The following is a 23,674-nucleotide window of genomic DNA, read 5'->3' as shown; positions in this document are numbered from 1 at the left end:
GCCATGCAAGCTTACTTGATGAGGGTGATAAGCTTGAAGATGGGCAGATACATCGCGATAACGATAAAACCGACCGAGCCTCCGAGAAAGACCATCAGCATCGGCTCCATCATGGCAGTCAGGTTACCGACCGAAGCGTCAACTTCGTCATCGTAAAAATCAGCGATCTTGTTAAGCATGGCATCGAGTGCACCGGTCGCTTCACCGACTGCGATCATATGCGTGACCATAGGAGGAAAAACCTTGGATCTCATAAGCGGCTCAGCAAGTGTCTTACCTTCAGTAACTGCCTGCCTGACCTCCATGACCGCATACTCAATGACCTTGTTGCCGGCTGTTTTTGCCGTTATCTCAAGCCCGTCCAGGATCGGGACGCCGCTGCTGATCAACGTTCCGAGCGTTCGGGTAAACTTGGCAACCGCGACCTTTCTGAGCAGAATACCGAAGATCGGCAATTTCAGGAAGATACGATCAGTCATCGCAGTGCCTTTTTCGGTCTTCCGGATCTGTTTAAAGGCAACAATAGCAGCGGCGATGATCATCCCCGAGATCACTCCTCCGATACCGGCAAGGAAATTACTGGTCTTCATGACAAGCAGTGTAGGCAGCGGAAGGGTGCCGCCCATCTGTGTGAACATCTTTGAGAAGGTCGGCACAACAAATATCATAATGACCGCGATAACGCCGACCGCGATCGATGAGACAACGATCGGATAGATCATCGCTCCCTTGACCTTTTTCTTCAGTTTCATCGCTTTTTCCATATACGCTGCGAGCCGGTTCAGAATAGTATCGAGAATACCTCCTGACTCACCCGCTGCCACCATGTTCGCATACAGGTCAGTGAAAACTTTGGGATGCTTTCTCAGCGCATCAGCATAGGTGGCGCCTCCCTCGACATCGTTCTTGATACCCGTGAGGGCTGTTGCCAGGGACTTGCTCTCAACCTGCTGCGAAAGGATCTCAAGGGCCTGAACAAGCGGAAGGCCTGCGTCTATCATAGTGGCGAACTGACGGGTAAAAATGACGATATCCTTGTCTTTGACCCCGCCGCCAAAGTTGAATTTACTCGCAGTCTTCTTCTTTTCCCGGACCAGGGTCGCCGTGATGCTCCTTTTTCTGAGCTGGGCAATTACCTCATCCTTCGAGTTGGCAGAAATCTCACCTGACTCGATTAATCCCTTGGTTGTTTTACCTGACCATTCAAAAATCGTTGCCATGATCTATTGCCTCCCGCGTGCAGAGGGAGAAGAACTGAGCCTCTGCAGCATCTGGATTATTTCCTCAGGTACCGACGACCTGGCGATCGCATCTTCATAGGCAATATGCCCCTTAGTATACAGCTCAATGAGCGACTGGTTCATGGTCTGCATGCCGAACTTTCCCTGGCCTGTCTGCATCATGGAGTACACCTGGTGGATCTTGTCCTCGCGGATCAGGTTTCTGATGGCAGCGTTCGGCACAAGCAGTTCAATAGCAAGTGCTCTCCCCTTTCCGGATTTCTTCGCAATCAGCTGCTGTGACAATACACCCTCAAGAACGAACGAGAGCTGAACACGGATCTGCTCCTGCTGATGCGGTGGAAAGACATCGATGATACGGTTCATGGTCTGCACGGCTGAGTTGGTATGAAGCGTTGCAAGCGTCAAATGACCTGTTTCAGCTACGGTCAGAGCAGCTTCAATGGTTTCAAGATCTCTCATCTCACCAATAAGCACCACATCCGGGTCTTGCCTGAGAATATACCGGAGCGCAGCCTTGAATGAGGCAGTGTCAGCATGGACCTCCCTCTGATTGATCAGACATTTTTTGTGTCCATGCAGATATTCGATCGGATCTTCAACCGTAATGATATGATCATAGCGTTCCGAGTTTATCCTGTCGACCATGGCTGCAAGGGTCGTCGATTTACCGCTGCCAGTAGGTCCAGTGCAAAGAATAAGGCCCCTCGGCCTTTTAACCAGGTCATTCACCACCTCAGGGAGACCCAGGTCCTGGAAGGTCTTTATCTCGAAGGGAATGGTCCTGAACGCTCCGGCAACAGCGCCCCTCTGCATGAAGATGTTCCCCCTGAATCTGCTCAGTCCTTTCACCCCGAATGAAAGGTCAAGCTCGTTATTCTCTTCAAACTTATGTTTCTGGGCATCCGTCAGAATGCTGTACGCCAATGTCTTTGTCTCAACAGGCGTAAGAGTCGGATGATCAAGGGGGATCAGTTTCCCGTCGATCCTCAGTCTCGGAGGGCTTGCAGTCGTAATATGAAGGTCAGATGCTCCTTTCTCTATCATGACTTTCAGCAGGTCATAAATTGTTGCCATTCAGGTCTCCTTTAATCTCCGAAGGTGACACGCAAGACTTCTTCTATCGTCGTTACGCCTTCTACGATCTTTGTCATGCCGCTCATTCTTAATGACTTCATGCCGAGGCGGATTGCAGCCTTTTTTATCTCCGCAGAAGATGCTCCTTCAAGGACAAGTTCCTTGATCTCATCCTTGAGAAGCATTACCTCATACAGCGCAACTCTGCCCTTGTACCCGGTATTATTACAGGCCGGGCAGCCTTTGCCTTTAAAGACCTTCATGGTCTTTGCCTCGTCCTCCGTATAACCGACCTTTGTCAGTGCCAGCGCAGGGACAGGATCTTCTGCCTTACAGCTGGCGCAGATCCTTCTTGCAAGCCTCTGGGCAACAATGATAATAACGGCGGACGAAACAAGGAAAGGCTCAATACCCATATTCAAAAGTCTGCTTATCGTACCCGGAGCATCGTTCGTATGAAGCGTACTCAGCACCAGATGTCCTGTCAGAGCCGCCTTGACGCCGATCTCAGCGGTCTCGAAGTCCCGGATCTCACCGACCATGATGATGTCAGGGTCCTGCCGGAGGAATGATCTCAATGCTGCGGCAAAGGTCAGGCCTATTTCTTCCTTCATCTGCACCTGGTTGATGCCCATGAAATTGAACTCGACCGGATCTTCGGCAGTCATGATATTCGTGTCAGCTTTATTGAGATAGCTCAAGGCAGAATAAAGGGTCGTGGTCTTTCCGCTGCCCGTAGGGCCGGTCACCAGGATCATGCCATACGGTTTATTGAGGGCTTCCATGAAGTCATCCATGGCAGCAACCTCAAAGCCCAGCTTCGTGAGATCGACCTGCAGGTTGGCCTTGTCAAGAAGTCTGAGAACCGTCTTTTCGCCGAACAGGCAGGGAAGGACCGATACGCGGAAATCGATCTCCCGTTTCTTCCCCAGCTTGAGCTTGATCCTGCCGTCCTGCGGAAGCCTGCGCTCTGCAATATCAAGTTTGGACATGATCTTGATTCGTGAAGTAAGAGCAGCCTTGATCTTGGTCGGAAGGTTCATGACCGTGTACATAACGCCGTCTACACGGTATCGTACTCTCAGGGAGTTCTCATAGGGCTCAATATGGATATCGCTGGCGCCTGATTTGATAGCATTAACGAAAATGCCGTTCACGAGCTTCACGATCGGCGCCTCAACGTCCCTTACGACCTCAGAATCATCTTTTTCCTCAAGGACGTCAACACCATCAAGAGCATTGCCGACGATCGAATCGAAATCCTCAACGCTGACCTGCGGGCCATCGTCCGTGCCCCCAAAATCAGCCCCGGCAGCCAGATCGGCTTCGGTGAAGGTATAATCCTTTGCCTGAAGAATTGCATTTGTGGTAGCAGCCGCCTTCTGCGAAGCACCGGAAGTTGCAAGGACATTCTCACCCTTGCCGAGATAGCAGGTCGTGATGCCGCCTATGATCGCGCTCTCGCTCGAGACAACGACCTCGACATTGTAGCCGGTCATGAACTTTACATCGTCGATCGCAAACACATTTGACGGGTCAGCCATTGCAATGGTGAGCGTTGCTCCGACCCTTGCCACAGGCATGATCAGGTACTTCTTTGCCATATCAGCGGGAACCAGTTTCAGCACTGCAGAATCGATCTTGTAATCAGAAAGGTTTATCGCGGGAACACCATACTGTTTGCTCAAAAAAGCAACGAGTTTTTCTTCAGTAATGAAGCCCAGTTTTACCAGATTCGTCCCAAGCCTTCCACCTTCCCTTTTCTGGGCGTTAAGGGCCTGCTTCAGCTGATCTTCAGTAATAATACTTGAGGCAATGAGAATCTGCCCGAGTTTAGCCGCCATATGTCTAAAATATATGAAAATAGGGCTCTTGTCAACAAACAAACTGATAACAAGAAATATAATATTTCTTGTTTATCTTCAAGCACTTTTTCATTCTCTCTCCTTCCATTTTTTCATGTTCTTCATATGCGTCCCCTGGAAGCTATCCTTATCAGGAACACGGCAAACTATTCTGTTCAGCTTTTCCGTCACTTGCCGTCTGCGGCGTCTGAAGACCCTACTTTTTGACCAGCATATGATTATAATAAGAAAATGCCTCTCATGAACAACAAGCATAGCCATAACATGCCGTCAACTGAAGACCTTGAACGGGCTGAACGGCTCCGTGAGGTCATTGAGGCCCTTTGTGAGCTTAACAGACGTTTCCCGGTCGTTGTGGAAGGGAAAAAAGACCTGCAGGCACTGAGAAAGCTCGGCCTTTCCGGAGAAATCATACCGCTTCACCGCGGCAAGGGGCTTTATGATTTTTCCGAGGAATTGGCAGAGCAGTTCTCAAAGGTCGTCCTGCTCCTTGACTGGGATGCAAAGGGAGATATGCTGTTCAGGTCATTGACAGGAAACCTTCACGGGCATTGGGAAGAATATGCAGCATTCAGGGAATTGTTCAGGATGCTCTGCCAAAAGGACATTAAGGATATAGAAAGCATACCAGCCCTGCTCATGAGACTTGAGGGAAGCGATTAGCTCCATGAAAGACCTCGGCAAAAAGGGCGAAGACCTTGCAGTGGCTCTCTGCAGGGAAAAAGGGCTTACTATTATTGAGCAGAACTTTCGCACCCCTTTTGGCGAGATCGACATTATCGCAAAGGACGGCAATGTCTTTGTGTTTATTGAAGTAAAAGCACGGGCAGGCGATGCGTACGGCGCTCCGTTCGAGGCAGTAACCAGTCGAAAACAGGCAAAGATCACGAAGGTCGCCATGAGCTACCTGAAGAGATTCAGGAAAGAGATGCCTGCGCGATTCGATGTTATCAGCATCTCGATGAAGAGCGGAAAGCCGGACATTCACTATATTCAGGACGCCTTTGAGGTTTGAGCTGCCCGGCGGTTTGACTCAGAAGGAACAAATCCTATAAACTTAGAGAACACTTTACCCGCCATGCTGTTTAAAAAATCCTTTGTGATACAGTTCGGGTACATATTTTAATATTTGAGAGGTTATGCACGCATGAATTCCGAAACTGCAAAAAACATTTCACCTGATACGAATGTCTCAAATGCTCCCCGGGAAGAGAGCTTTGCAGAACTGCTCGCACAGAGCAGCAAGCAGACGGTCAGATTCTCTCCGGGCCAGAAGATGAGGACCAGGATCGTAAGCATCTCCGGCGATCTTGCCTTCATAGACCTTGGTGACAAGAGCGAAGGGGCTATCAATCTGAGCGAGTTCAGAGACAAGGATGGCAATATACAGGTAAAGACAGGCGATGAGTTTGATGTTTTTTTCATATCTGTTGAAAGCGGCCTGCGAAAGTTCACAACCCTGGTACACGGATATTCAGCCGTGAGCCTTAAAAGCATCCGCGACGCCTTTGAAGCTGAAATACCGGTGCAGGGCGAGATCAAGCGCGAGGTAAAGGGCGGCTTCGAGGTCCTTGTAGGTGATGTCCGGTGCTTCTGCCCCTTTTCGCAGATAGATCTTAAGGGAGGCCGCGAAGGAGGCGTGTATCTCGGCCGCACCTTCCCGTTCAAAGTTCTTGAGTTCGAAGAGAATGGGAGGAACATCATCCTCTCCCGCCGTGCAAACCTCGAAAAGGAAAAAACGGAAAAAATAGAGAAACTCAGAGAAACCCTCCAGGTCGGGGCAGAGGTCACGGGCTCGGTCAGGTCAGTAATGAATTTCGGGGCCTTCGTTGACCTCGGCGGCATTGACGGCCTTATCCCTGCAAGCGAGCTTTCCTGGGTAAGGAACGAAAAGCCTTCCGACATCCTGTCCCTTGGCCAGCAGGTTACAGCAAAGATACTCTCGATCGACTGGGAGAAGAATAAGCTGAGCCTGAGCCTCAAGGCAATGGAACCAGACCCCTGGACACAGATCGCAGACACCTATGCAGAAGGAAGCCGTGTCAGCGGGAAGATCGTTCGTCTCACTCCGTTTGGCGCTTTCGTGAACCTCGAGCCGGGCATTGACGGACTTATTCATATCTCAAACCTCGGCGCAGGCAGAAGGATCAACCATCCAAAGGAGGTGGTAGAGACCGGTCAGACTGTTGAGGTCTATGTCCTCGCGGTTGATAAAGAAAGCAGGAAGATCAGCCTCTCGATAAATCCCCGGGTAGAACCCCAGAAGATCACCCTCCCTGAGGTTGGCGAAACCCTTGAAGGCAAGGTCGAAAAGATCATGCCCTTCGGTATATTCGTAAAGCTCAAGAGCGGCCTGACCGGCCTTGTGCCGAACAATGAGATGGCGACCTCGCAGGGTGCTGACCACAAAAAGATGTTCCCTGAAGGTTCTGAGATGAAGGTGACGGTCGTCGAAGTCGACAAGGAGAGCAACAAGGTCAAGCTCAGCAGAAAGGCTGCCATGGATATGGTCGTAAAGCAGGAATATCAGGATTACCTTACAGAGTCCGGCCAGACGAGCAGTTCTTCGTCCAGCTTCGGAACGTTCGGTGATCTGCTCAAGGCAAAACTGGAAGAAAAGAAGTAGTTTTTATAATTATTTATGGCCGCCTGTTACAACAGTGCGGCCATAGACTTCAATAAGAATATCTGCAGGTCTTACCCTGACCCATTTCTTTTCCTAATATACCCTAAGCATCTGACTTAAGTTTTTCTTGCATCAGCCACTATCGGATCATTCCACTTCATGGTCATTCCCTTTCCATTTAATTCTAACGGAGTTTCGATCATGGGTCCATACATTGCATGCCGACCATATTATGCTGCATGAAGCGGGGCAATGCGCTCAATCCCTTTTTTCATTACTCGAGCAGCCTCCCATAGATCGACGGCACGCTGTGCATTAAGCCAAAATTCTGGAGCAATTTTGCAAGCCGCAATGCCATGGCCGGGCTTAGAGCCCGTCGTTCCCTAAGGAGTTCATTTACTGTCTGGCGCGATACGCCAAGTGCCTCAGCAAAACCTGCCACAGTCAGTTCGAAATCCGGCAGAAAATCCTCGCGCAGCATCTCACCGGGATGGGTAGGCCGGATACGCCGATCTCTCTTGTTAGGAATACTCATCAGGCACCTCTCCTTAATGATAAATTGCGCCCATTGTGAGCTTTGCAGCCGCCTACCCTTTGACCGCTTCGAAAACATGCTCTACTTTATAGAGAGATACTTTCTTTTTCTTCCCTGTAAGCGCATGTTTTGTCGGCATGTCTTTATCAATAAAATCGACCTCAGCACCGTCGCGGATAGTTTTTGCAAGCTCAGGACTCTCAACAACCTGCCTGATAAAATCAAAGGTCATACCGATATTTCTTTCTGCAAGTTCTTTTTTTGTCATTTTTTTATTCCTTTCCTAAACTTTTCCTTATACCATTCCCATCTGTCCTTTAAATCCTGCTCCGCATAGGTCAATGCGTCATTAAGGTTCTCAATGGGGATAGGCTGCTTTATTGTATCGCCTTTAAAGGTCATAACATCACGCATTAACAGGGCGGGGTGGGAGAGTTAAGTTATATTACGTTTTGGAGGGCTATGAACTCTTCACCCCTATCTCCAGCATCTTCTTCTTTATCTCTTTTATCTTGTCCCGGATAACTGCTGCACGTTCGAAATCGAGTTTTTTTGCTGCCTCTCTCATCTCTGCATCAAGCCGTTTAAGCGTTCCCTCGTCAACACCGTATTCAGCCTCTTCCTCTGCGGCCAGCGGCACGCTCCAATAATCAGCCTCATAAATGGAAGCCGCAATGTCCTTGATGCTGCTCTTTATCGTTTCAGGCGTGATACCCATTTTTCGGTTATGCGCCTCCTGGATCATACGCCTCCGGTTCGTTTCATCAAGGGCCTTCTTCATGGAACCGGTCACCTTGTCAGCATAAAATATCACTTCTCCGTTCACATTCCGTGCAGCCCTTCCTGTCGTCTGTATGAGCGAACGCTCTGACCTGAGAAAGCCCTCCTTGTCAGCATCGAGGATAGCCACAAGCGAGACCTCAGGCAGGTCCAGCCCTTCCCTCAGGAGGTTCACGCCGACAAGGACATCGAACTTGCCCAGTCTCAGATCCCTGATGATCTCGACCCGTTCGAGCGTATCAATATCCGAATGCAGATACCTGGTCCTGACACCGAGTTCGAGATAATAATCGGTCAGATCCTCTGCCATCTTTTTGGTAAGCGTTGTCACCAGCACCCGCTCGTTCTTTTCAGCTCTCGTGCGTATCTCGCCTAACAGGTCCTGGACCTGACCTGATACCGGACGCACAGAGGGCCTCGGGTCAAGGAGGCCTGTCGGCCGGATGATCTGTTCAATGATCCTGCTGCCTGACTTTTCCACCTCATATGGTGCGGGGGTTGCTGACACATAAATGGCCTGTCCGACCTTCGCAGCAAACTCATCGAACTTCAGAGGCCTGTTATCAAGTGCGGACGGCAGCCTGAAACCAAAATCTATGAGCGTCTGCTTTCTCGACCGGTCACCTTCGTACATACCGCGTATCTGGGGCACGGTCGCGTGTGATTCATCGAGCACCATTAGAAAGTCCTCAGGAAAATAGTGCATCAGGGTATAGGGAGCTGCGCCGGCAGCCCTTCCGCTCAAATGGCGGGAATAGTTCTCTATGCCGTGACAGTAATTGAACTCCTTCAGCATCTCCATATCAAAGCGCGTCCGCTCCTCGATCCTCCGGGCCTCGATGATCTTGCCCTGCTGCAGGAACTTTTCGACCTGTCCCTTCATCTCCTGTTCGATATTTTTCAGCGCAGTTTCAAGACGGTCCCTTGGCGTAAGCCAGTGGCTGTTCGGGAAAAGTGCGATCTTTTCCATCTTCCGTATCCGGTTGCCGCTCAGCGGGTCTATTTCGCTGATGGCATCGATCGTATCGCCGAAGAACTCCAGCCTGATCGCACGGTCCTGAGCAAAGGAAGGATAGATCTCGACAACATCTCCCCGCACCCTGAAACTGCCCCGTTTGAAGTCCATATCTGTCCGGTTGTACTGGATCTCGACAAGCCGGTCCAGGACCGCGTCCCTTTCTGTCTGCATGCTCTCCTCAAGATAAAGGTGCATATCCCTGTAATCCTGAGGCGAGCCTATGCCGTAGATGCAGGAGACGGACGCCACGACTATAACATCTCTTCTTTCGAGTACGGCCCGCGTTGCAGAGTGTCTGAGCCTGTCTATATCGTCATTGATAAGCGCATCTTTTTCTATGTACGTATCAGTAGTGGGAAGATATGCCTCAGGCTGGTAATAGTCATAGTAGCTCACAAAGAACTCGACCGCATTGTACGGGAAAAGTTCCTTGAATTCGCCGTACAGCTGTGCAGCGAGTGTCTTGTTATGGGCCATGATAAGGGCAGGCCGCCCCAATTTGGCTATCACCTGTGCAATCGTAAAGGTCTTGCCTGATCCGGTAACGCCAAGCAGGACCTGATGCTGCCTGCCTTTCTTCACCCCATCCGTGAGCCTCCTGATAGCCTCAGGCTGGTCACCTCCAGGCTCAAATGGCGTGGAGATTTTGAATGAGGTCATCTACCAACTCTTCAGCAGGCTGAGCAATCTGTCTGTGTCAGAGAGATCGTGAAAGACCATATCTGCTGCCGTTTCGGAAAGTAAGCTGTATGAATAGGGGCCGGTTGCAACTGCAATCGAATAGGCACCATAGGGCTTGGCACACTCAATATCTCTTGGCGTGTCGCCGATAACAATACAGTCCCTGTAATCAATATCAAGAGCTTTGCTTTTCCGGAGCTTTTCGCACGCTACAGGGAGGAGCCTGTTCCGGTCAGCATCATCATCGCCGTATGCACCCATTTCAAAGTATCTGTCCAGATCAAAGGTCTCAAGTTTTATCATTGCGCCCCGTTCAATGTTGCCGGTGAGAAGTCCGAGCATGCAATCGTCCCTCTTTTCGATCTCAGCGAGCGCTTCCCGTATGCCGGCCTTCACGTGGCCTTCTGTTGCATCAATGGTCTTCCTGAGATGCGATATATAGCTTTCGAAAAATTCAGGAACAACTCCGTTTGAACTTGAGATGTTGTGCAGGTTCAGTCCCTCAGTCAGTATCTGGAGGTCTGTTTTCCCTGCCATGCGTATGGAACCAAACGCATCGCCAACTGAAAAGAGCTCTTCAAATGCATGGTTCAGCGACCTGACGCCTGCGCCGCCCGAGTCTATAAGCGTTCCGTCTATATCAAACAGTATGAATTTCATAGTCTTACGATAGCCACGCAGCTGAGGGCAAGTCAACTTCCAATAGTGATCTATGGTATGAGGAAGGGTACGGTCCAGAGGTAATATCTGTCGCTGTTATCAGCAGGCATGACCGCAAACATCAGCACATAGGGGCCTGATGCCAGGGATGAGACAGGGACATCCATGATGAACTCACCTGCAGCCGTCACTTTTTTCCGCCAAGGTATCATGCTGCCTGAAAACGTTTCGAATGTATTATCCGGACGGAGCGAGAGCACAGAACCCTGTTTGTCATCAGGAGAGAGCAAGGTGAGATACATGTCTACGGGCCGGGCAAAAGTGCCTATGCTGACCTGCAGATTGAAGGAATCGCCGCCTTCAGCCACAGTACCAATGCCAACCGGCTTTGCCGTCGAAAGCACCCTATCCTCAAGGGGATAGGCAGCAGCGCTATAGAGGAACGTCTCCCGGGATTCAGGCAAAGGGAAAATGCCCTTAGCTGCGGATGCAAGACTTGCAGACAGACAGAGGAGCAGGAGCATACTGCCCAGCAGCATGTAAGATCTTTTTCTCATATCAGAGCTTCGGGTCGACCTTGTCATAAATAATTAATAGACTTACTTTATAAAGAGCCAGCCTCAATGTCCAATTAAGTTTTCTTCATCTTCTGAAACGGCATTTCACCCTTATTTATTGGTTACTTATAACCAGGCTTATCGATTATAATAGTCGCAGAAAATACATGCTCCAGGGGAACCCATGAAAAAAAGACTTATTCAACTTGTCTACGAAAAGGCATTCAGATACAGCGAGGAGCCGACCTTCAAGCTCGTATCAGGAAGGATGAGCAATTACTATTTCAACTGCAAGACCGTTACGCTCCATCCCGAAGGCATGTATCTCATCGGAAACATCATCTTCGATATGATCAAGGCTTCAGGAGCGCAAGGCATCGGCGGCCTTACCCTCGGTGCTGATCCCATTGCAGATGCCGTAGCGTACACGTCGTATCTGAAGAAGAACTCTGTCGAGGCATTTGTCTGCCGCAAGACAGCCAAAGCCCACGGTACCATGCAGTGGATAGAGGGGAATGTAGCGGCAGGGGACAAGGTCGTTATCGTTGACGATGTGATCACCACCGGCAAGTCAACGATCGAAGCTATCACCAAGGCAAAAGAGGGCGGCCTCGAGGTCGTTAAGGTCATCGCGCTTGTGGACAGGCAGGAGGGCGGCAAGGAGAATATCGAGGCCCTCGGATACAAGGTCGATACGGTCGTGACCAGGGATGAAGTGATGGAGCTTTACCGCGGGATGATCGGATCATAAAACCACAAACCATCCAGAAGCTCGCGTCCTGAGTTATACGTGGGATATGGGCTGGCGTCCCCCCCCCCTAATAAAGTAAAACTGACATTGCGCGCCATAATAAATGGCGCGCAAATGAGTTTTATGGCATTGGGGTCTTTGGGAATGGCGAATATCGCCTTCAGCCGATCCATGTCAATGATCTTGCAAAGTTGGCAGTAGTTCAGCTTTACGATATGGTGCGGGCAAGTTCCGATCTGGAAGCGCCGAGAGCCAGCAGAGATTTCATCAGCAAGTCGATTGAAATCGTAGGATCGCTTTTTTCCATCTTGGCAACCCGTGACTGGCTCGAATGAATAAGCCTTGCGAGTTGGTCCTGCGTCATGTGTTTGGCCTTTCTTTTCTTCTGCAGATAGAGGGCCAACGAGAGTTTCAGCTCCACATAAGTCGCCTCTTCAGCAGACAAGCCCAGGAACTCAGCCGCAGTTCCGACATTCCACCCTTTTTGTTCCAATGTTGCCATTTTCTTCTTGTTCATGATTCGTCGTACTCCTTTAACCTTTTCTTGCATGTATCGATCACCTGCTGTGGCGTCTGTTCGCTCTTTTTCTTGAAGACTTCGAGTATGACAATTGCATCATCATCCACCCGGCAAATGATCCTCCACGTTACGTGCTCATCATCAATTCTAAGCTCGTGGCATCTGCTGCCTATGACTTTCATGGGTCGCGATTGAGGCATGCTGAGTTTTTCGCCTTTTTGAAGCATCCTCAGTAGAAACCCAGTTTCAATCCGCGCCTCTTTAGACAGAGGTGGCGTGCGTATTTCCCCGTGAAGCCACACAATCGGTTTGTCGAAAGGGCTCATGCTTAATACTATGTCAGATATGACATAATGTCAAGTCCATGCATAAGAGAAAAAACAGTCAAACCTACATCGGTAGTTTTTGGAGAATAGGCCGTGGATGCTACGTGGTGAATGATACAAGCCCGTCATGTGCTAGCCTTGGGCTGCTCATATTCTTCATATTGCTCTATATGAGAAGGAATTAAGTCCTGTCCAAATGGAATCCGTCAACATTGCATATGAAATCAAAGCAATAATTGTGAAACACTATTCATCGGTTGCATTATACCAATGTAGCCGTCATTATCCTTCTGTTCGAAATAAACTATCTGGTGTCCCACATTCTGAGGGTAATGTATTCTTTCCGGGTTCCTGCCGATCATCACCTGAAAATATGATGGCGGTTTCGCCTCAGGGCCGATGAAGAACACCATCTTTGAAACGATGTATCTGTCATTCTTTTCCGTAGCGATGAAGTGCGCGTACTTATCAATAAAAATGTGAGGGTCCTTCAAATCGTAGAGAAATGTGCCGGGTATGTTTTTGACCCAGTCCTTAACTTTTCCCCCGGCCATAATGAATTTCCTGATGCCTTCGAATTCCTCTTCAGCACCGCTGAACTGAGTGAAGTGCTGGAGGAAATGATGAAACGCTATCTTGGCTCATGGATTTTGTTCTAATTGAAGGGTCTTAATAAACAATCCAAATACTGTAGTTGACGCATATAATGGTTTCATGGCTTTTTGTAATGGTAGTAACCGCCCTGTTACGCATAGAAACGGAGTGGGACGATAAAAGAACTAAAACTCACGATAGCGGGATAAATCCCGATGCTGCTGGTGGGATAATCAGTCCAAAAACAGATCAATTTATGCCCAAACTGTAAGCCACTCGTGACAGCCTTCTCTATTATATTGAACTAACCACCTATGAAGTCTCTCAACAGGGGAAATCAGGCAGCATCAGATGAACCGATGCTGCCGTAGTAACTATACTTCTGTTTCCTGCTCCAGGATAGCCATTTTTTCTCTCTGTTCCTTGCAGTCAATACAGAGTGTTGCTGTGGGAATGACATGCAGCCGCTTTTCGCTGATCTCTTCTCCGCAATCCTCACAGACACCATATGTGCCTTCGTTAAGCTTTCTCAGACATTCTTCGACATCATTCAGAAGCTGTCTTTGAGCGCTCAGTCTCTTGAGGTTGATGTCCTCTGAGATCTCCACTGCTGCCCAGTCTGCCTCGTCAATAGCCGTATCAACAAGCTGACGGTTCTCGCCGGACACATATTTTTGGATCTCCTGCTTTGCTTCCTTGAGCAATGCATCGCGCTTTGCGACCAGCATGCCCTTTAACCCCCGGAAACGCTCAGTAGCAGGAACAACAGCAGGCCCCTTTTTGGAAGCAGCCGTTTTTATAGCGGGTGAAGACGTCTTCCCGGTTTTCTTTGCAACTGACTTTTTCTGTGGCACTATCTTTTTCCTTGAAGGCGTGACAACTGCTTTCTTTGCAGCAGCCTTTACCGCAGCCTTGACTTTGGACTGGACCCTGGGCCGTGGCTTAGCTGTTGCCGCAGCCTTTGTATTTATTATTTTCTTTTTGACCGCAACCTTAACCTGAACCTCGGCCTTTTTCCCGGTCGGGACCTTCTTTTTTACAACAGCCCTGGCGGCCGCCTTCACTGCTTTTGTCTTGACCTGAACCTTGGCCTTTTTTGCGGCTGGAGCCTTCTTTTTTGCGGAAGCCATCAGGCGGTCTCTTCTTTCTTGACTTCTTCTTTGTATATCTCGATGATGCTCCTTACCTTGATCCCTGCGGCCTGAAGGGCCTTCTGTACATCCGGAAGCTTTGCATCTTCAACTTTTACCATAAAATTACTGTTCATGTCATACCTCCATTATCTCTTTTTCTTTATGTTCAAGCAGTTCATCGACTTTTTTGACAAAGGAGTCTGTTATCTTCTGCACCTCATCGTGTTCCTTCTTTATCTCATCCTCGCTGACATGTTTTTCCTTTTCGAGCTTCTTTAACTCTTCATTAACATCTCTTCTTATATTCCGCACAGCCACCTTGGAGTCCTCAGCCTCTTTCCTGACAACCTTTACAAGCTGCTTCCTACGCTCCTCAGTGAGGGCCGGGATATTGATCCTGATCAGCTTGCCGTCATTCATGGGTGTAAGGCCGAGGTCTGACTTCATGATGGCCTTTTCGATCTCCGGTATTATCTTCTGTTCCCACGGCTGGATAGCGATCTGCCTGCTGTCAGGGAGGCTGAGGCTGGCGACCTGCTGCAACGGCGTCGGCGTGCCATAGTAGTCTACAGTGAGGCCGTCAAGAAGGGACAGGGATGCCCTTCCGGTTCTTACAGATGCGAATTTCTTTTTAAGAGCCTCGATAGAGGCCTGCATCCGTTCATTTGTTTTTTTTCTTAGTTCCTGGATCATTGTTCCCCCTTACGATCGTGCCTATCCGTTTACCCTCAATAATTTTCCTGATATTGCCTTTGCCTCTCAGGCTGAAGACCACGATAGGCAGGTTATTATCCATACAGAGAGAGATGGCAGTGGAGTCCATGACGCCGAGCCCTTTTTTGAGCACATCGATATACGTGAGTTCAGCGAATTTTGTTGCTTTCGGGTTCTTGACCGGATCTGCAGAATAAACACCATCCACCTTGGTGCCTTTCATGATAATGTCGGCATTGATCTCCATAGCCCGCAATGCCGCAGCAGTGTCAGTCGTGAAATAGGGGTTGCCGGTGCCTGCTGCAAAGATGACCACACGTCCTTTTTCAAGATGGCGGATCGCCTTGCGTCTTATGTAAGGTTCGCAAAGCTCCTGCATCCCGATTGCCGACTGGACGCGCGTGGGTATCTTGTATTTTTCGAGAGCGTTCTGCAGAGCAAGGGCGTTGATGACCGTTGCGAGCATTCCCATATAATCTGCGGATGCCCGCTCCATGCCTTCCAGGCTTGCCTGAACGCCCCTGAAGATGTTGCCCCCGCCTATGACAACAGATATCTGCACGCCCATCGAGACAATGTCCTTGATCTCCTTGGCCATGAAATCAACGGTATGGGCGTCAATGCCGTAGCCCTTGTCACCCATGAGGGCTTCGCCGCTGATCTTAAGAAGTATTCTGCTGAACAGGCGCGGCATATTGGTCTCCCTAACAGCTCTTCGGCTCAGCCGGCTGTAATTCGCCAAGCTGGAAGCGGGCAAAACTCTTGATTACCGTGCCGGTGCCGATAACATCCCTGATCTTCTTCTTCCCTTCCGGGTCCTTCACAAATATCTGATCCACAAGGCAGACATCGCCGTAATACTTTTCCAGCTTGCCCTCAACGATCTTCTCGGTGATCTCAGCAGGCTTGCCGGTCACCTGTGCGCGATATATTGCCTTTTCCCTGTCAATGACATCCTGAGGGATCTGGTCCCTGGATATGTATGACGGATTAGCAGCTGCAATATGCATTGCCACGTCCTTAATCAAGGGCCGGAGCTCATCAGCATTTGCCGCGGAGTCTGCAGCCACCATAACGCCGATCTTGTCCATATGGATATATGCATTGACTAGGCCGTTATCTGCCTGATAACGCATGAATCTTCTGATGACAATATTTTCACCGAGCTTTGCGACCTTTTCGGTCACCAGGTCCCTGATCTTCTTCGTCTTCCCGGGATCATTCACAAAGATCTGCTCGAGCAGGCAGTTTTCCGGTTTTTCTGACGGAGACTCCTCAATGGACACGGCTGTCGGCTTTGCAGCCGCTATCTGCTCCATCACGTTTTTGATAAGCTCCTGGAAATCATCGGTCCTTGCCACAAAGTCTGTCTCGCAGTTGATCTCTGCCATAACGCCGACCTTGTCAGCCTGAATGAGTGAACTGATCAATCCCTGTGAAGCAGAGCGGGACGCCTTCTTTGCCGCGGATGCAAGCCCCTTCTGCCTGAGGATATCTATAGCCTTTTCTGCATCGCCGCCTGCATCGGTGAGCGCCTTCTTGCACTCCATCATGCCTGCGCCGGTCTTTTCTCTGAGATCTTTAACGACTGCCGCTGAAATTTCTGTCATTCTGCCACCTCTGCGGCAGCTGCAGCTTCAACGCCTTCCTCGATCTTGGCCTTTTCTTCTTCCTGCGCGGTTTCCTTGTTCAGTATGGCCCTGCCCTCAAGCACGGCATCGGCGATCTTGGATGCCATGAGCTTGATGGCGCGGATTGCGTCGTCATTGCCCGGGATCACATGGTCAACCTCATCAGGATCGCAGTTCGTGTCAACGACCGCAACGATAGGGATCGAGAGCTTCTTCCCCTCCTGGATCGTGATCTTCTCTTTCTTGGGATCAATAATAAAGATAACGCCCGGGGTCCCTTTCATATCCTTGATGCCGGAAAGGTTCTTGTCGAGCTTTATGCGCTCCTTTTCAAGCGCTGCCGCTTCTTTCTTGGTGAGGAGAGCGAACGTGCCGTCCTCTTTCATGGTCTCGAGCTTTTTCAGCCTCTCGATGCTCTTCTTGATCGTCGTGAAATTGGTGAGCATACCGCCGAGCCATCTCTGGTTAACGCAATAGGAGGAGCAGCGCTTCGCCTCTTCCATAACTGCATCCTGCGCCTGTTTCTTGGTGCCGACAAACAGTACGGTTGCTCCTGTTGCTGCTGTGTCTCTGACAAAACGGTAAGCATCTTCAAGACCTTTCAGTGTCTTCTGCAGGTCGATGATGTAGATGCCATTTCTCTCCCCGAAGATATATCTCTTCATCTTGGGATTCCAGCGCTTTACCTGATGACCAAAATGTACTCCGGCCTCAAGCAACTCCTTCATTGAAACTACCATTGGTACTCCTCCTTGGGTTTTTCCTCCGCCTGTTCTGCCCACCCTTTCGGGACCAGAGGCAGAAACGGTAGCCGGCGTGTGATTTTCCCGGCCTGTAAAACAGGCAATCGGGTTAGAAACATTAGCACAGGTACCCCTTTTTTATCAAGGCGTCTGGTAAGATAAAAAACAGGAAAATACAGGTTCAGGTTGAGGTTGGGCATAAAAAAGAGAGCTGACATAGGGATTATTTTTTCGGTCACAGCAGAAGGCAGCATCCTGATCCGAAATCTGACGGAAAGGCTGAGAGCGGAGGGCATGTATCAGGCGGGCCGTGTGACCGGAAAGCGTGTGATACTTGCTGTCTCAGGCATAGGCAAAGTGAATGCAGCCCATGCCACCACCAGCCTAATTCATGAATTTCCCCCTGCAATGATCATAAATATCGGCATTGGCGGCGCGTATCCTTCATCAGGGCTGAAAACAGGGGATGTTGCGATTGCAGAAAAAGAGATCTATGGAGACGAGGGCGTCCTGCTGAAGGACGGGTTTCATGGCCTGGACCTTATCGGCATCCCCCTTGTCAAAAGGGGCAGAAAAAAGTATTTCAATGCATTTCCTCTTGATAAGCCTCTTATCAGAAAGGCTGTCAGGGCTGCTCAACTCGTTACTCATCACGCATCACCGGTTACGGTCAAAAAAGGAACGTTTTTGACACTCTCCACCTGCACCGGCACAAAAAAGCGGGCTATCGAACTTGAGCGTCGCTTCGGCGCTGTCTGCGAGAATATGGAAGGTGCTGCAATAGCCCAGATCTGCAGCATCTATGGAATTCCCTTTGCCGAAATACGCGGCATCAGCAATATAGTGGAAGACCGGGACCTGTCAAAATGGAATATAAAGCTTGCCGCAGAAAACTGCCAGAAGGCAGCTTTGGAATTTATCAGGGCTCTCTGATATCGTGCGAACTCTTTCCCTTGGCTATTCACCCTGCCCCAATGACACGTTCATCTTTTATGCCCTTGTGCATGGGAAGATCGATACTGCGGGCATTGTGTACAAAGAGATCCTTGAAGATGTCGAGACCCTGAACCGGATGGCGCAGCAGGCAAAGCTCGACATCACAAAGGTGTCGTTCCATGCCTTTGGTCATCTCAGAGATACATACTGCCTGCTCAGATCAGGTGGTGCGCTCGGCAAGGGCTGCGGCCCGCTTGTCGTGGCGCGGGACGAATGTTCGATGCAGGATCTCAGGGGAAAGACCATTGCGATCCCCGGAGAACTGACCACAGCCTTTCTGCTTCTGCAGATCTTTGATCCTGAACTGAAGAAAAAGATCAAGGTTATGCCCTTTCATCAGATCATCGATGCGGTCAAAAACGGGGAGGCAGACGCAGGGCTCATTATCCACGAGAGCCGTTTTACCTATCAGCAGGCAGGATTGAAGCAGATCATGGATCTCGGCGTCTGGTGGGAGCAGGAGACAGGGCTTCCTATTCCGCTGGGGTGCATTATCGCGAAAAGAGACCTGGGCAAAGAGTTTGTTCAGAAGACCGATGCGTTGATCCGTAAGAGTCTGGAATATGCCTTCAGCCATAGCGAAGAAACAAAGATCTATATCAGGAGCCATGCACAGGAGCTTGACGGACAGGTCATAGATCAGCATATCAGGCTCTATGTGAATGACTATTCCCTCGATATCGGTAACAGAGGCGTTCAGGCGGTCGAAGAGCTTTTCAGAAGAGCGACTGAGCAGGGCATAATTCCGAAATCATCCCTTCCACTCTTTCTGACCGTATGAAAAAGTATCTCCTCCACAGAGAACCGCCCCGGTTTTCGGTTGATTATGCAAAGGACCTTAATCCGGAGCAGCTGGCTGCGGTAATGCATGGGGAGGGCCCTGCGCTGGTGCTTGCCGGAGCGGGTACAGGGAAGACCCGGGTTGTCACATACCGGGTTGCACGCCTGATCGAAACAGGCACCCCTGCCGAAAACATCCTTCTTCTTACCTTTACGAACAAGGCAGCACGGGAGATGCTGAGAAGGGTTGAACTCCTGATAGGCATGAACATCTCCGGCCTTTTTGGCGGCACGTTCCACCATATCGCAAATCTGCTCCTCAGACAGCACTGCCAGCTCATCGGGTACAGGCAGGGCTTCTCGATCCTTGACCGTGAGGATTCAAAGGAGCTCTTCGATGCCTGCATTGCAGATGTGTACCAGAAGGAAACTGTTCTCCCCAAAGGCAGCGTGCTGGCCGAGATATGCAGCCTCTCGCGGAATACGGACATGCCGGTTGAGGATGTTGTACTCAGGCGCTTTTCGCACTTCTCCCATCTGCTTGAAGAGATCGTGAAGATAGCGGGACTCTATGATAAAAAGAAGGTCCATCTGAACCTCCTTGATTTTGACGATCTGCTCCATGGATGGAAGAGGCTTTTTACCGAGCATCCGAAGATCCGCGAATACTATTCGATAAAATTCAGGCACCTGCTGGTTGACGAGTACCAGGATACGAACAAACTTCAGGCCGGGATCATAGACCTCACGACCGGTCCCGAGGGCAACCTTATGGTTGTGGGTGATGACGCCCAGTCGATCTATTCTTTCAGAGGCGCTGACTTTGAGAATATCCTGAAGTTTCCTGAAAAGCATGAGGGAACTGCTTTGTACAAGCTCACCACGAACTATCGCTCGACTCCCCAGGTGCTGCACCTTGCCAATAGCAGCATTCTTCATAACCGCAGGCAGTTCCGCAAAGATCTCCATGCGGTTTCTGCTGCAGGCGAGCTTCCTTATATGGTTGCGCTCAAGGACGTGTTTGAGCAGGCAGAATTTGTGGCGTCGGTTGTGATAGACCTGAATGCTGACGGACGATCATTTAATGAGATCGCGGTGCTCTACCGTTCCCATTTTCAGTCCATGGAACTCCAGATGGAGTTCCAGCGCAAGGGCATACCCTTTGACGTGAGGTCAGGGCTTACGTTCTTCGAGCAGGCACATATCAAGGATACGCTTGCATTCCTGAAGATCGTTGCCAACCCCCATGACGAGATCAGCTGGAAACGCGTGCTTAAACTCACTCCCGGCATCGGCAATATCACTGCCGCAAAGATCTGGAATTTCATTCAGCAGGAAGAGAAACCTGTTGAGGCTGTCTTCGATGCGTACAAGCTTGTGCCGAAGAAAGCGGTAACAGCATTTAATAATTTTCTTGAGATGCTGAGCGTGCTGAAACATGAGCGGTACCTGGGCATGCCTTCTGCAGCGATCGATTATGTGATGCAGCACGGGTATGAGGACCATCTCCATGCAACCTATCCCAATGCTGACATGAGGGTCGAAGACGTAACGCAGATGATGAAATTTGCCCAGAGGTACGATCTGTTAGAGACCTTTTTGAGCGAGATGACGCTCCAGGGGCTTGCTGATGCAGCTGAAGGTGCAGAGGCGTCTGAAGGCAAGGTTATCCTTTCGTCAGTGCATCAGGCAAAAGGGCTGGAGTGGAACACGGTCTTCCTGATCGGCCTGAACGACGGGAAGTTCCCATCCGCAAAATCGCTCAAGAACGAAGACGAGGAAGAAGAGCGCAGACTTTTCTACGTCGGCGTGACCAGGGCCAAAGAATCCCTGTACCTCTGCTATCCGGTGGTTGCTGATGACTGGCAGACCATGGGGATTGCCCAGCAGTCCCGGTTCCTGAAGGAGCTTCCCTCAGATTGCTTTGAGGAGATGGCAGTAGAGGATGTATAATTCCGAGAGCTTTTTTTGTTAATGTAATTATCATGACTTTCGCTGAAGCTATAAGAGCAGGATTCCATACTATTAACAGGCGCATGCAGCTTGTCGGTGTGCAGGCAGTGCTGATGATTATAAATTGTATCAGCTTTTTTATTGTTGTTGGTATCCCGCTCGGCATTGCCTTTGTCATATTCGGCCTTGACCTGACTGGACTTGTCCAAGCCAAGGATATTCTAACTGTCTTGTCGAGCCCATCTGATTTATTAGCTAAATATTTTGGATTGGTGTTAATGGTTTTAGTCGCTTTCATTATCTATTTTTTACTTAAAATTACTCTCAAACTTTATGTCTTTGGTGGATCAGTCGGCATATTGGGGAAAAGCGTCTTCGATTCGTCGTTTACGTTTAGCATGAAACAGTTTTTTGTTGAAGCCAAGCAATTATTTTTTCCATATGCATGGTATTTTTCTTTAATTGGAGTGATATATTTTATTTTGTTTACTCTTCTTGGTATTGGATTGTCGTTTATTGTTACTGCTGCAAAAAGTCAGAATGTCACACTGGGCCTTTTCCTCGGCATATTTTTTACTCTCACGGTTCTTCTGTTGCTGCTGATAGCCCTGACAGTCATGGTTTACGGTATTGTCATCCTCTTTTTCAAAAGAGAGGGTTCTATAAAAGCATTCAAAGATGCCTGTAATTTTCTTTGGCGTAAACAAGACGTGTTTTTGCTCAGCGTTCTTTTCTTGTTTGCCTATGTAGCTATCAACTTTTCAATAATGATGGTCGGTTATCCACTTCTTCTAATTCCTGTTATCGGCGTGGTTGTTTCATTGCCTATAGAATTATTGCTTGATTATCTTTGGTTTGCTTTGCTTGGAGTTGTCTTTACCTATTACTATGAGCTGGAGATAAAGAAACCGGAGACGGGGACTGCCAAATCTGCACCTGATTTGGCAACTGATTCGGCAGCTACAGACGAAGGTTCCACGAGTTCTGAAGATACTTCCCCTGCTCAAGCTCCCCGGCAAGCTGATACTCTGCCGGGTCAGGATGAGAAGTCAGAAGGCTGATCCCGAAGGTCTCTTCAAACGCTTCCCGAACCGCTATTCTGAAATTCCGATCGTCAAAATCAGGCACGATCTCCTTCAGGCCATCCGGAGAATTTTCTGTTTCTGAAGCTTTTCCTGCGATAACATGAACGATCCTTTCTTTGTCGCAGGCATACGGTATTGACCCCTGCTGGAGAAGTCCGTCCTGCCACCGTTTCTGGGCAGCTCCGACGATCTTCCGCTCATTCAGGAGGATCTCACCATACGAGCTTGACCCAAAACAGAGGGGGCTTCCGGTCAGAACCCTGCCCCGCTCCCTCTGCATCTTTGATTCGACCTGCATGCCGATCTTTTGGAAGGCAAGGTTGAACGCACAGCTTATCCTGCGGTAGCTTTCGATCAGGCCTTCTGAAAAAGGCTCCCGGTCTGTGCGCACAGAGAAGCTATAAGTCAGCTCATCACCATGGAGGATCGCCCTCCCCCCTGTCGGCCTTCTGACAAACGGGATACTGTTCTGTCTGCAGTGATCCAGATCAAGGTCTGAGGTTTTTTGAAAACAGCCGAGGCTCAGGGACGGACTGTCCCAGCTGTAGAACCGAAGCGTGGGAGGTGCTTTGCGGCTTCTGACCGAAGCGGCTATCGCCTCGTCAAGCGCCATGTTGTAAGAGGCACTGCATGGCCCTGAATCGATCAGCCGCCATTCATAAGACATACGTTCAGGTTACCCGGAAAGAGAGAAGCTATTTTTTCTCTAAGATAATCTTGTGACGGAGAAGCGAGACCTCTTTGATCTCCCCTTCAAAGATCTTCTGCTCCCCGAAAAGATTCTTCATGAAAATCTTGCCGTTTTCCGGCTTCATGAGATCGACGTTTTCAAGATAGAGTTCTTCTTTGCCGTCGCTATAGATATAGGCATTTGCTTCACACATGGCCGCTCTCCTTTATCTGTGAGATTACATGTTCAATAAGATGGGGCAGGGGTTCCTTGTCCCCGCCTGCTATCTCAATCCCTTCCTGGTTCAGAGGCAGCAGGAGTTTCCGGGCAGGAGATGAAACAATGGCTGTTGCCATCCTGCCGGTCACCTCGCCCAACATGGCATTCGGGAATGCAATGCTCAGGGGGCCGACGATCATATCTACCTTGTCAGAGTTCCAGATGATGGCGTTCTCTCCGGTGGCGCCCTTGTTAGCCCGAGACTTCATCATGGACGTTGTCGCCGCAGCATTGGTGCCGAGCGCGATCACCTCTACCCTGTCAGAGAATTCCTCTTTCAGCCGCTTCACCACAAGGCTTCCGATGCCGCCCCCCTGGCCGTCTATTACCGCGATCTTAAGCATAATTGAAGTATAAGAAATGGGGCTCTATGTGTCAAAGGAATAATCTCCGGGGTTATGAGAGAGGGGCTTTTTATGTTGTTATTTGACTTATTTGGGATATAATAAACAGGCTTAT

At 49.6% G+C, this 23,674-nt stretch carries 27 protein-coding genes and 1 pseudogene; 8 read left to right on the top strand and 20 right to left on the bottom strand.

What is annotated here, in order from left to right; translation table 11 throughout:
• Positions 1-11 precede the first annotated feature (11 nt).
• Genes HZB62_00730 through pilB form a run of 3 tightly spaced genes read right to left on the bottom strand, consistent with a single transcriptional unit; the run spans position 12 to position 4,162 of the window.
• A complete protein-coding gene (locus HZB62_00730; GenBank protein ID MBI5073690.1) occupies positions 12-1,220 on the bottom strand; it encodes a type II secretion system F family protein in 1,209 nt (402 codons plus the stop codon).
• A gap of 3 nt (positions 1,221-1,223) precedes the next feature.
• Positions 1,224-2,318 carry a type IV pilus twitching motility protein PilT gene (locus HZB62_00725; protein MBI5073689.1) on the bottom strand — a complete coding sequence of 365 codons (1,095 nt, stop codon included), beginning with the start codon at positions 2,316-2,318 and terminating at the stop codon, positions 1,224-1,226.
• Positions 2,319-2,329: 11 nt separating this feature from the next.
• Positions 2,330-4,162, bottom strand: coding sequence for a type IV-A pilus assembly ATPase PilB (gene pilB / locus HZB62_00720; GenBank protein MBI5073688.1), 1,833 nt, complete (start codon positions 4,160-4,162; stop codon positions 2,330-2,332).
• Positions 4,163-4,423: 261 nt separating this feature from the next.
• Between pilB and HZB62_00715 the strand changes: the two genes are divergently transcribed.
• The 3 genes from HZB62_00715 (at position 4,424) to rpsA (ending at position 6,809) form a co-directional block, all read left to right on the top strand.
• Positions 4,424-4,846 carry a hypothetical protein gene (locus tag HZB62_00715; protein MBI5073687.1) on the top strand — a complete coding sequence of 141 codons (423 nt, stop codon included), beginning with the start codon at positions 4,424-4,426 and terminating at the stop codon, positions 4,844-4,846.
• A gap of 4 nt (positions 4,847-4,850) precedes the next feature.
• Complete coding sequence (locus HZB62_00710) at positions 4,851-5,198, top strand: YraN family protein (protein MBI5073686.1); 348 nt, start codon at positions 4,851-4,853, stop codon at positions 5,196-5,198.
• 132 nt (positions 5,199-5,330) lie between these two features.
• Entirely contained in the window at positions 5,331-6,809 is a 1,479-nt protein-coding gene (rpsA, locus tag HZB62_00705; GenBank protein MBI5073685.1) for a 30S ribosomal protein S1, read from the top strand.
• Positions 6,810-7,039: 230 nt separating this feature from the next.
• Here rpsA and HZB62_00700 read toward each other — a convergent pair.
• The 5 genes and pseudogenes from HZB62_00700 to HZB62_00680 form a co-directional block, all read right to left on the bottom strand.
• Positions 7,040-7,344, bottom strand: a pseudogene (locus HZB62_00700) (HigA family addiction module antidote protein).
• 52 nt (positions 7,345-7,396) lie between these two features.
• A complete protein-coding gene (locus tag HZB62_00695; protein MBI5073684.1) occupies positions 7,397-7,612 on the bottom strand; it encodes a hypothetical protein in 216 nt (71 codons plus the stop codon).
• A 192-nt stretch (positions 7,613-7,804) separates the two neighbouring features.
• Positions 7,805-9,802 (bottom strand): excinuclease ABC subunit UvrB, encoded by a 1,998-nt coding sequence (gene uvrB / locus HZB62_00690; GenBank protein MBI5073683.1) that lies wholly within the window; start codon positions 9,800-9,802, stop codon positions 7,805-7,807.
• Positions 9,803-10,483 (bottom strand): HAD hydrolase-like protein, encoded by a 681-nt coding sequence (locus HZB62_00685; protein ID MBI5073682.1) that lies wholly within the window; start codon positions 10,481-10,483, stop codon positions 9,803-9,805.
• A gap of 50 nt (positions 10,484-10,533) precedes the next feature.
• On the bottom strand, positions 10,534-11,040 hold the full coding sequence (locus tag HZB62_00680) for a hypothetical protein (GenBank protein ID MBI5073681.1): 507 nt from the start codon (positions 11,038-11,040) through the stop codon (positions 10,534-10,536).
• Between the two features lie 184 nt (positions 11,041-11,224).
• On the opposite strand from HZB62_00680, the gene pyrE reads away from it, so the two are divergent.
• On the top strand, positions 11,225-11,791 hold the full coding sequence (pyrE, locus tag HZB62_00675; GenBank protein ID MBI5073680.1) for an orotate phosphoribosyltransferase: 567 nt from the start codon (positions 11,225-11,227) through the stop codon (positions 11,789-11,791).
• 208 nt (positions 11,792-11,999) lie between these two features.
• On the opposite strand, the gene HZB62_00670 is transcribed toward pyrE, so the two are convergent.
• The 9 genes from HZB62_00670 to rpsB form a co-directional block, all read right to left on the bottom strand.
• Complete coding sequence (locus tag HZB62_00670) at positions 12,000-12,308, bottom strand: helix-turn-helix transcriptional regulator (GenBank protein ID MBI5073679.1); 309 nt, start codon at positions 12,306-12,308, stop codon at positions 12,000-12,002.
• Entirely contained in the window at positions 12,305-12,637 is a 333-nt protein-coding gene (locus HZB62_00665) for a type II toxin-antitoxin system RelE/ParE family toxin (protein ID MBI5073678.1), read from the bottom strand. The genes HZB62_00670 and HZB62_00665 overlap by 4 nt, the downstream gene beginning before the upstream one ends.
• A gap of 224 nt (positions 12,638-12,861) precedes the next feature.
• Positions 12,862-13,191, bottom strand: a complete 330-nt coding sequence (locus HZB62_00660; GenBank protein MBI5073677.1) for a hypothetical protein — start codon at positions 13,189-13,191, stop codon at positions 12,862-12,864.
• 414 nt (positions 13,192-13,605) lie between these two features.
• A complete protein-coding gene (locus tag HZB62_00655; protein MBI5073676.1) occupies positions 13,606-14,361 on the bottom strand; it encodes a TraR/DksA family transcriptional regulator in 756 nt (251 codons plus the stop codon).
• Positions 14,361-14,498 (bottom strand): hypothetical protein, encoded by a 138-nt coding sequence (locus tag HZB62_00650; protein MBI5073675.1) that lies wholly within the window; start codon positions 14,496-14,498, stop codon positions 14,361-14,363. The genes HZB62_00655 and HZB62_00650 overlap by 1 nt, the downstream gene beginning before the upstream one ends.
• Position 14,499: 1 nt before the next feature.
• Positions 14,500-15,057: a ribosome recycling factor gene (gene frr / locus HZB62_00645; protein ID MBI5073674.1), complete on the bottom strand. Its 558-nt coding sequence runs from the start codon at positions 15,055-15,057 to the stop codon at positions 14,500-14,502.
• Positions 15,026-15,772: a UMP kinase gene (locus HZB62_00640; protein MBI5073673.1), complete on the bottom strand. Its 747-nt coding sequence runs from the start codon at positions 15,770-15,772 to the stop codon at positions 15,026-15,028. Before HZB62_00640 ends, frr begins: the two co-directional genes overlap by 32 nt.
• 10 nt (positions 15,773-15,782) lie before the next feature.
• On the bottom strand, positions 15,783-16,688 hold the full coding sequence (gene tsf / locus HZB62_00635; GenBank protein MBI5073672.1) for a translation elongation factor Ts: 906 nt from the start codon (positions 16,686-16,688) through the stop codon (positions 15,783-15,785).
• Positions 16,685-17,449 (bottom strand): 30S ribosomal protein S2, encoded by a 765-nt coding sequence (gene rpsB / locus HZB62_00630; GenBank protein MBI5073671.1) that lies wholly within the window; start codon positions 17,447-17,449, stop codon positions 16,685-16,687. The genes tsf and rpsB overlap by 4 nt, the downstream gene beginning before the upstream one ends.
• Before the next feature lie 219 nt (positions 17,450-17,668).
• Between rpsB and mqnB the strand changes: the two genes are divergently transcribed.
• From mqnB to HZB62_00610, 4 genes are read left to right on the top strand one after another with little or no spacing between them, the layout of a single operon-like run.
• Complete coding sequence (mqnB, locus tag HZB62_00625) at positions 17,669-18,385, top strand: futalosine hydrolase (protein MBI5073670.1); 717 nt, start codon at positions 17,669-17,671, stop codon at positions 18,383-18,385.
• Positions 18,386-18,389: 4 nt separating this feature from the next.
• On the top strand, positions 18,390-19,229 hold the full coding sequence (locus tag HZB62_00620; GenBank protein MBI5073669.1) for a 1,4-dihydroxy-6-naphthoate synthase: 840 nt from the start codon (positions 18,390-18,392) through the stop codon (positions 19,227-19,229).
• Positions 19,226-21,181, top strand: coding sequence for an ATP-dependent helicase (locus tag HZB62_00615; GenBank protein MBI5073668.1), 1,956 nt, complete (start codon positions 19,226-19,228; stop codon positions 21,179-21,181). The genes HZB62_00620 and HZB62_00615 overlap by 4 nt, the downstream gene beginning before the upstream one ends.
• A 32-nt stretch (positions 21,182-21,213) precedes the next feature.
• On the top strand, positions 21,214-22,242 hold the full coding sequence (locus HZB62_00610; GenBank protein MBI5073667.1) for a hypothetical protein: 1,029 nt from the start codon (positions 21,214-21,216) through the stop codon (positions 22,240-22,242).
• On the opposite strand, the gene HZB62_00605 is transcribed toward HZB62_00610, so the two are convergent.
• From HZB62_00605 to HZB62_00595, 3 genes are read right to left on the bottom strand one after another with little or no spacing between them, the layout of a single operon-like run.
• Positions 22,142-22,933: a lipoate--protein ligase family protein gene (locus tag HZB62_00605; GenBank protein MBI5073666.1), complete on the bottom strand. Its 792-nt coding sequence runs from the start codon at positions 22,931-22,933 to the stop codon at positions 22,142-22,144. The two genes, HZB62_00610 and HZB62_00605, sit on opposite strands and share 101 nt — an antisense overlap.
• Before the next feature lie 28 nt (positions 22,934-22,961).
• Positions 22,962-23,150, bottom strand: coding sequence for a CooT family nickel-binding protein (locus HZB62_00600; protein ID MBI5073665.1), 189 nt, complete (start codon positions 23,148-23,150; stop codon positions 22,962-22,964).
• Positions 23,143-23,559: a DUF3842 family protein gene (locus HZB62_00595; GenBank protein ID MBI5073664.1), complete on the bottom strand. Its 417-nt coding sequence runs from the start codon at positions 23,557-23,559 to the stop codon at positions 23,143-23,145. The genes HZB62_00600 and HZB62_00595 overlap by 8 nt, the downstream gene beginning before the upstream one ends.
• Positions 23,560-23,674 lie beyond the last annotated feature (115 nt).

It is taken from the genome of Nitrospirota bacterium (assembly GCA_016214855.1).
GTDB lineage: Bacteria > Nitrospirota > Thermodesulfovibrionia > Thermodesulfovibrionales > UBA6898 > UBA6898.
This window is presented reverse-complemented; position numbering and strand designations above follow the sequence as displayed.

Bases quoted from the DNA above. Each gene is read 5' to 3' on its own strand.
- HZB62_00730 (MBI5073690.1), bottom strand. From the start codon at position 1,220: ATGGCAACGATTTTTGAATGGTCAGGTAAAACAACCAAGGGATTAATC.
- HZB62_00725 (MBI5073689.1), bottom strand. From the start codon at position 2,318: ATGGCAACAATTTATGACCTGCTGAAAGTCATGATAGAGAAAGGAGCA.
- pilB (MBI5073688.1), bottom strand. From the start codon at position 4,162: ATGGCGGCTAAACTCGGGCAGATTCTCATTGCCTCAAGTATTATTACT.
- HZB62_00715 (MBI5073687.1), top strand. From the start codon at position 4,424: ATGAACAACAAGCATAGCCATAACATGCCGTCAACTGAAGACCTTGAA.
- HZB62_00710 (MBI5073686.1), top strand. From the start codon at position 4,851: ATGAAAGACCTCGGCAAAAAGGGCGAAGACCTTGCAGTGGCTCTCTGC.
- rpsA (MBI5073685.1), top strand. From the start codon at position 5,331: ATGAATTCCGAAACTGCAAAAAACATTTCACCTGATACGAATGTCTCA.
- HZB62_00695 (MBI5073684.1), bottom strand. From the start codon at position 7,612: ATGACAAAAAAAGAACTTGCAGAAAGAAATATCGGTATGACCTTTGAT.
- uvrB (MBI5073683.1), bottom strand. From the start codon at position 9,802: ATGACCTCATTCAAAATCTCCACGCCATTTGAGCCTGGAGGTGACCAG.
- HZB62_00685 (MBI5073682.1), bottom strand. From the start codon at position 10,483: ATGAAATTCATACTGTTTGATATAGACGGAACGCTTATAGACTCGGGC.
- HZB62_00680 (MBI5073681.1), bottom strand. From the start codon at position 11,040: ATGAGAAAAAGATCTTACATGCTGCTGGGCAGTATGCTCCTGCTCCTC.
- pyrE (MBI5073680.1), top strand. From the start codon at position 11,225: ATGAAAAAAAGACTTATTCAACTTGTCTACGAAAAGGCATTCAGATAC.
- HZB62_00670 (MBI5073679.1), bottom strand. From the start codon at position 12,308: ATGAACAAGAAGAAAATGGCAACATTGGAACAAAAAGGGTGGAATGTC.
- HZB62_00665 (MBI5073678.1), bottom strand. From the start codon at position 12,637: ATGAGCCCTTTCGACAAACCGATTGTGTGGCTTCACGGGGAAATACGC.
- HZB62_00660 (MBI5073677.1), bottom strand. From the start codon at position 13,191: ATGGCCGGGGGAAAAGTTAAGGACTGGGTCAAAAACATACCCGGCACA.
- HZB62_00655 (MBI5073676.1), bottom strand. From the start codon at position 14,361: ATGGCTTCCGCAAAAAAGAAGGCTCCAGCCGCAAAAAAGGCCAAGGTT.
- HZB62_00650 (MBI5073675.1), bottom strand. From the start codon at position 14,498: ATGAACAGTAATTTTATGGTAAAAGTTGAAGATGCAAAGCTTCCGGAT.
- frr (MBI5073674.1), bottom strand. From the start codon at position 15,057: ATGATCCAGGAACTAAGAAAAAAAACAAATGAACGGATGCAGGCCTCT.
- HZB62_00640 (MBI5073673.1), bottom strand. From the start codon at position 15,772: ATGCCGCGCCTGTTCAGCAGAATACTTCTTAAGATCAGCGGCGAAGCC.
- tsf (MBI5073672.1), bottom strand. From the start codon at position 16,688: ATGACAGAAATTTCAGCGGCAGTCGTTAAAGATCTCAGAGAAAAGACC.
- rpsB (MBI5073671.1), bottom strand. From the start codon at position 17,449: ATGGTAGTTTCAATGAAGGAGTTGCTTGAGGCCGGAGTACATTTTGGT.
- HZB62_00615 (MBI5073668.1), top strand. From the start codon at position 19,226: ATGAAAAAGTATCTCCTCCACAGAGAACCGCCCCGGTTTTCGGTTGAT.
- HZB62_00610 (MBI5073667.1), top strand. From the start codon at position 21,214: ATGACTTTCGCTGAAGCTATAAGAGCAGGATTCCATACTATTAACAGG.
- HZB62_00605 (MBI5073666.1), bottom strand. From the start codon at position 22,933: ATGTCTTATGAATGGCGGCTGATCGATTCAGGGCCATGCAGTGCCTCT.
- HZB62_00600 (MBI5073665.1), bottom strand. From the start codon at position 23,150: ATGTGTGAAGCAAATGCCTATATCTATAGCGACGGCAAAGAAGAACTC.
- HZB62_00595 (MBI5073664.1), bottom strand. From the start codon at position 23,559: ATGCTTAAGATCGCGGTAATAGACGGCCAGGGGGGCGGCATCGGAAGC.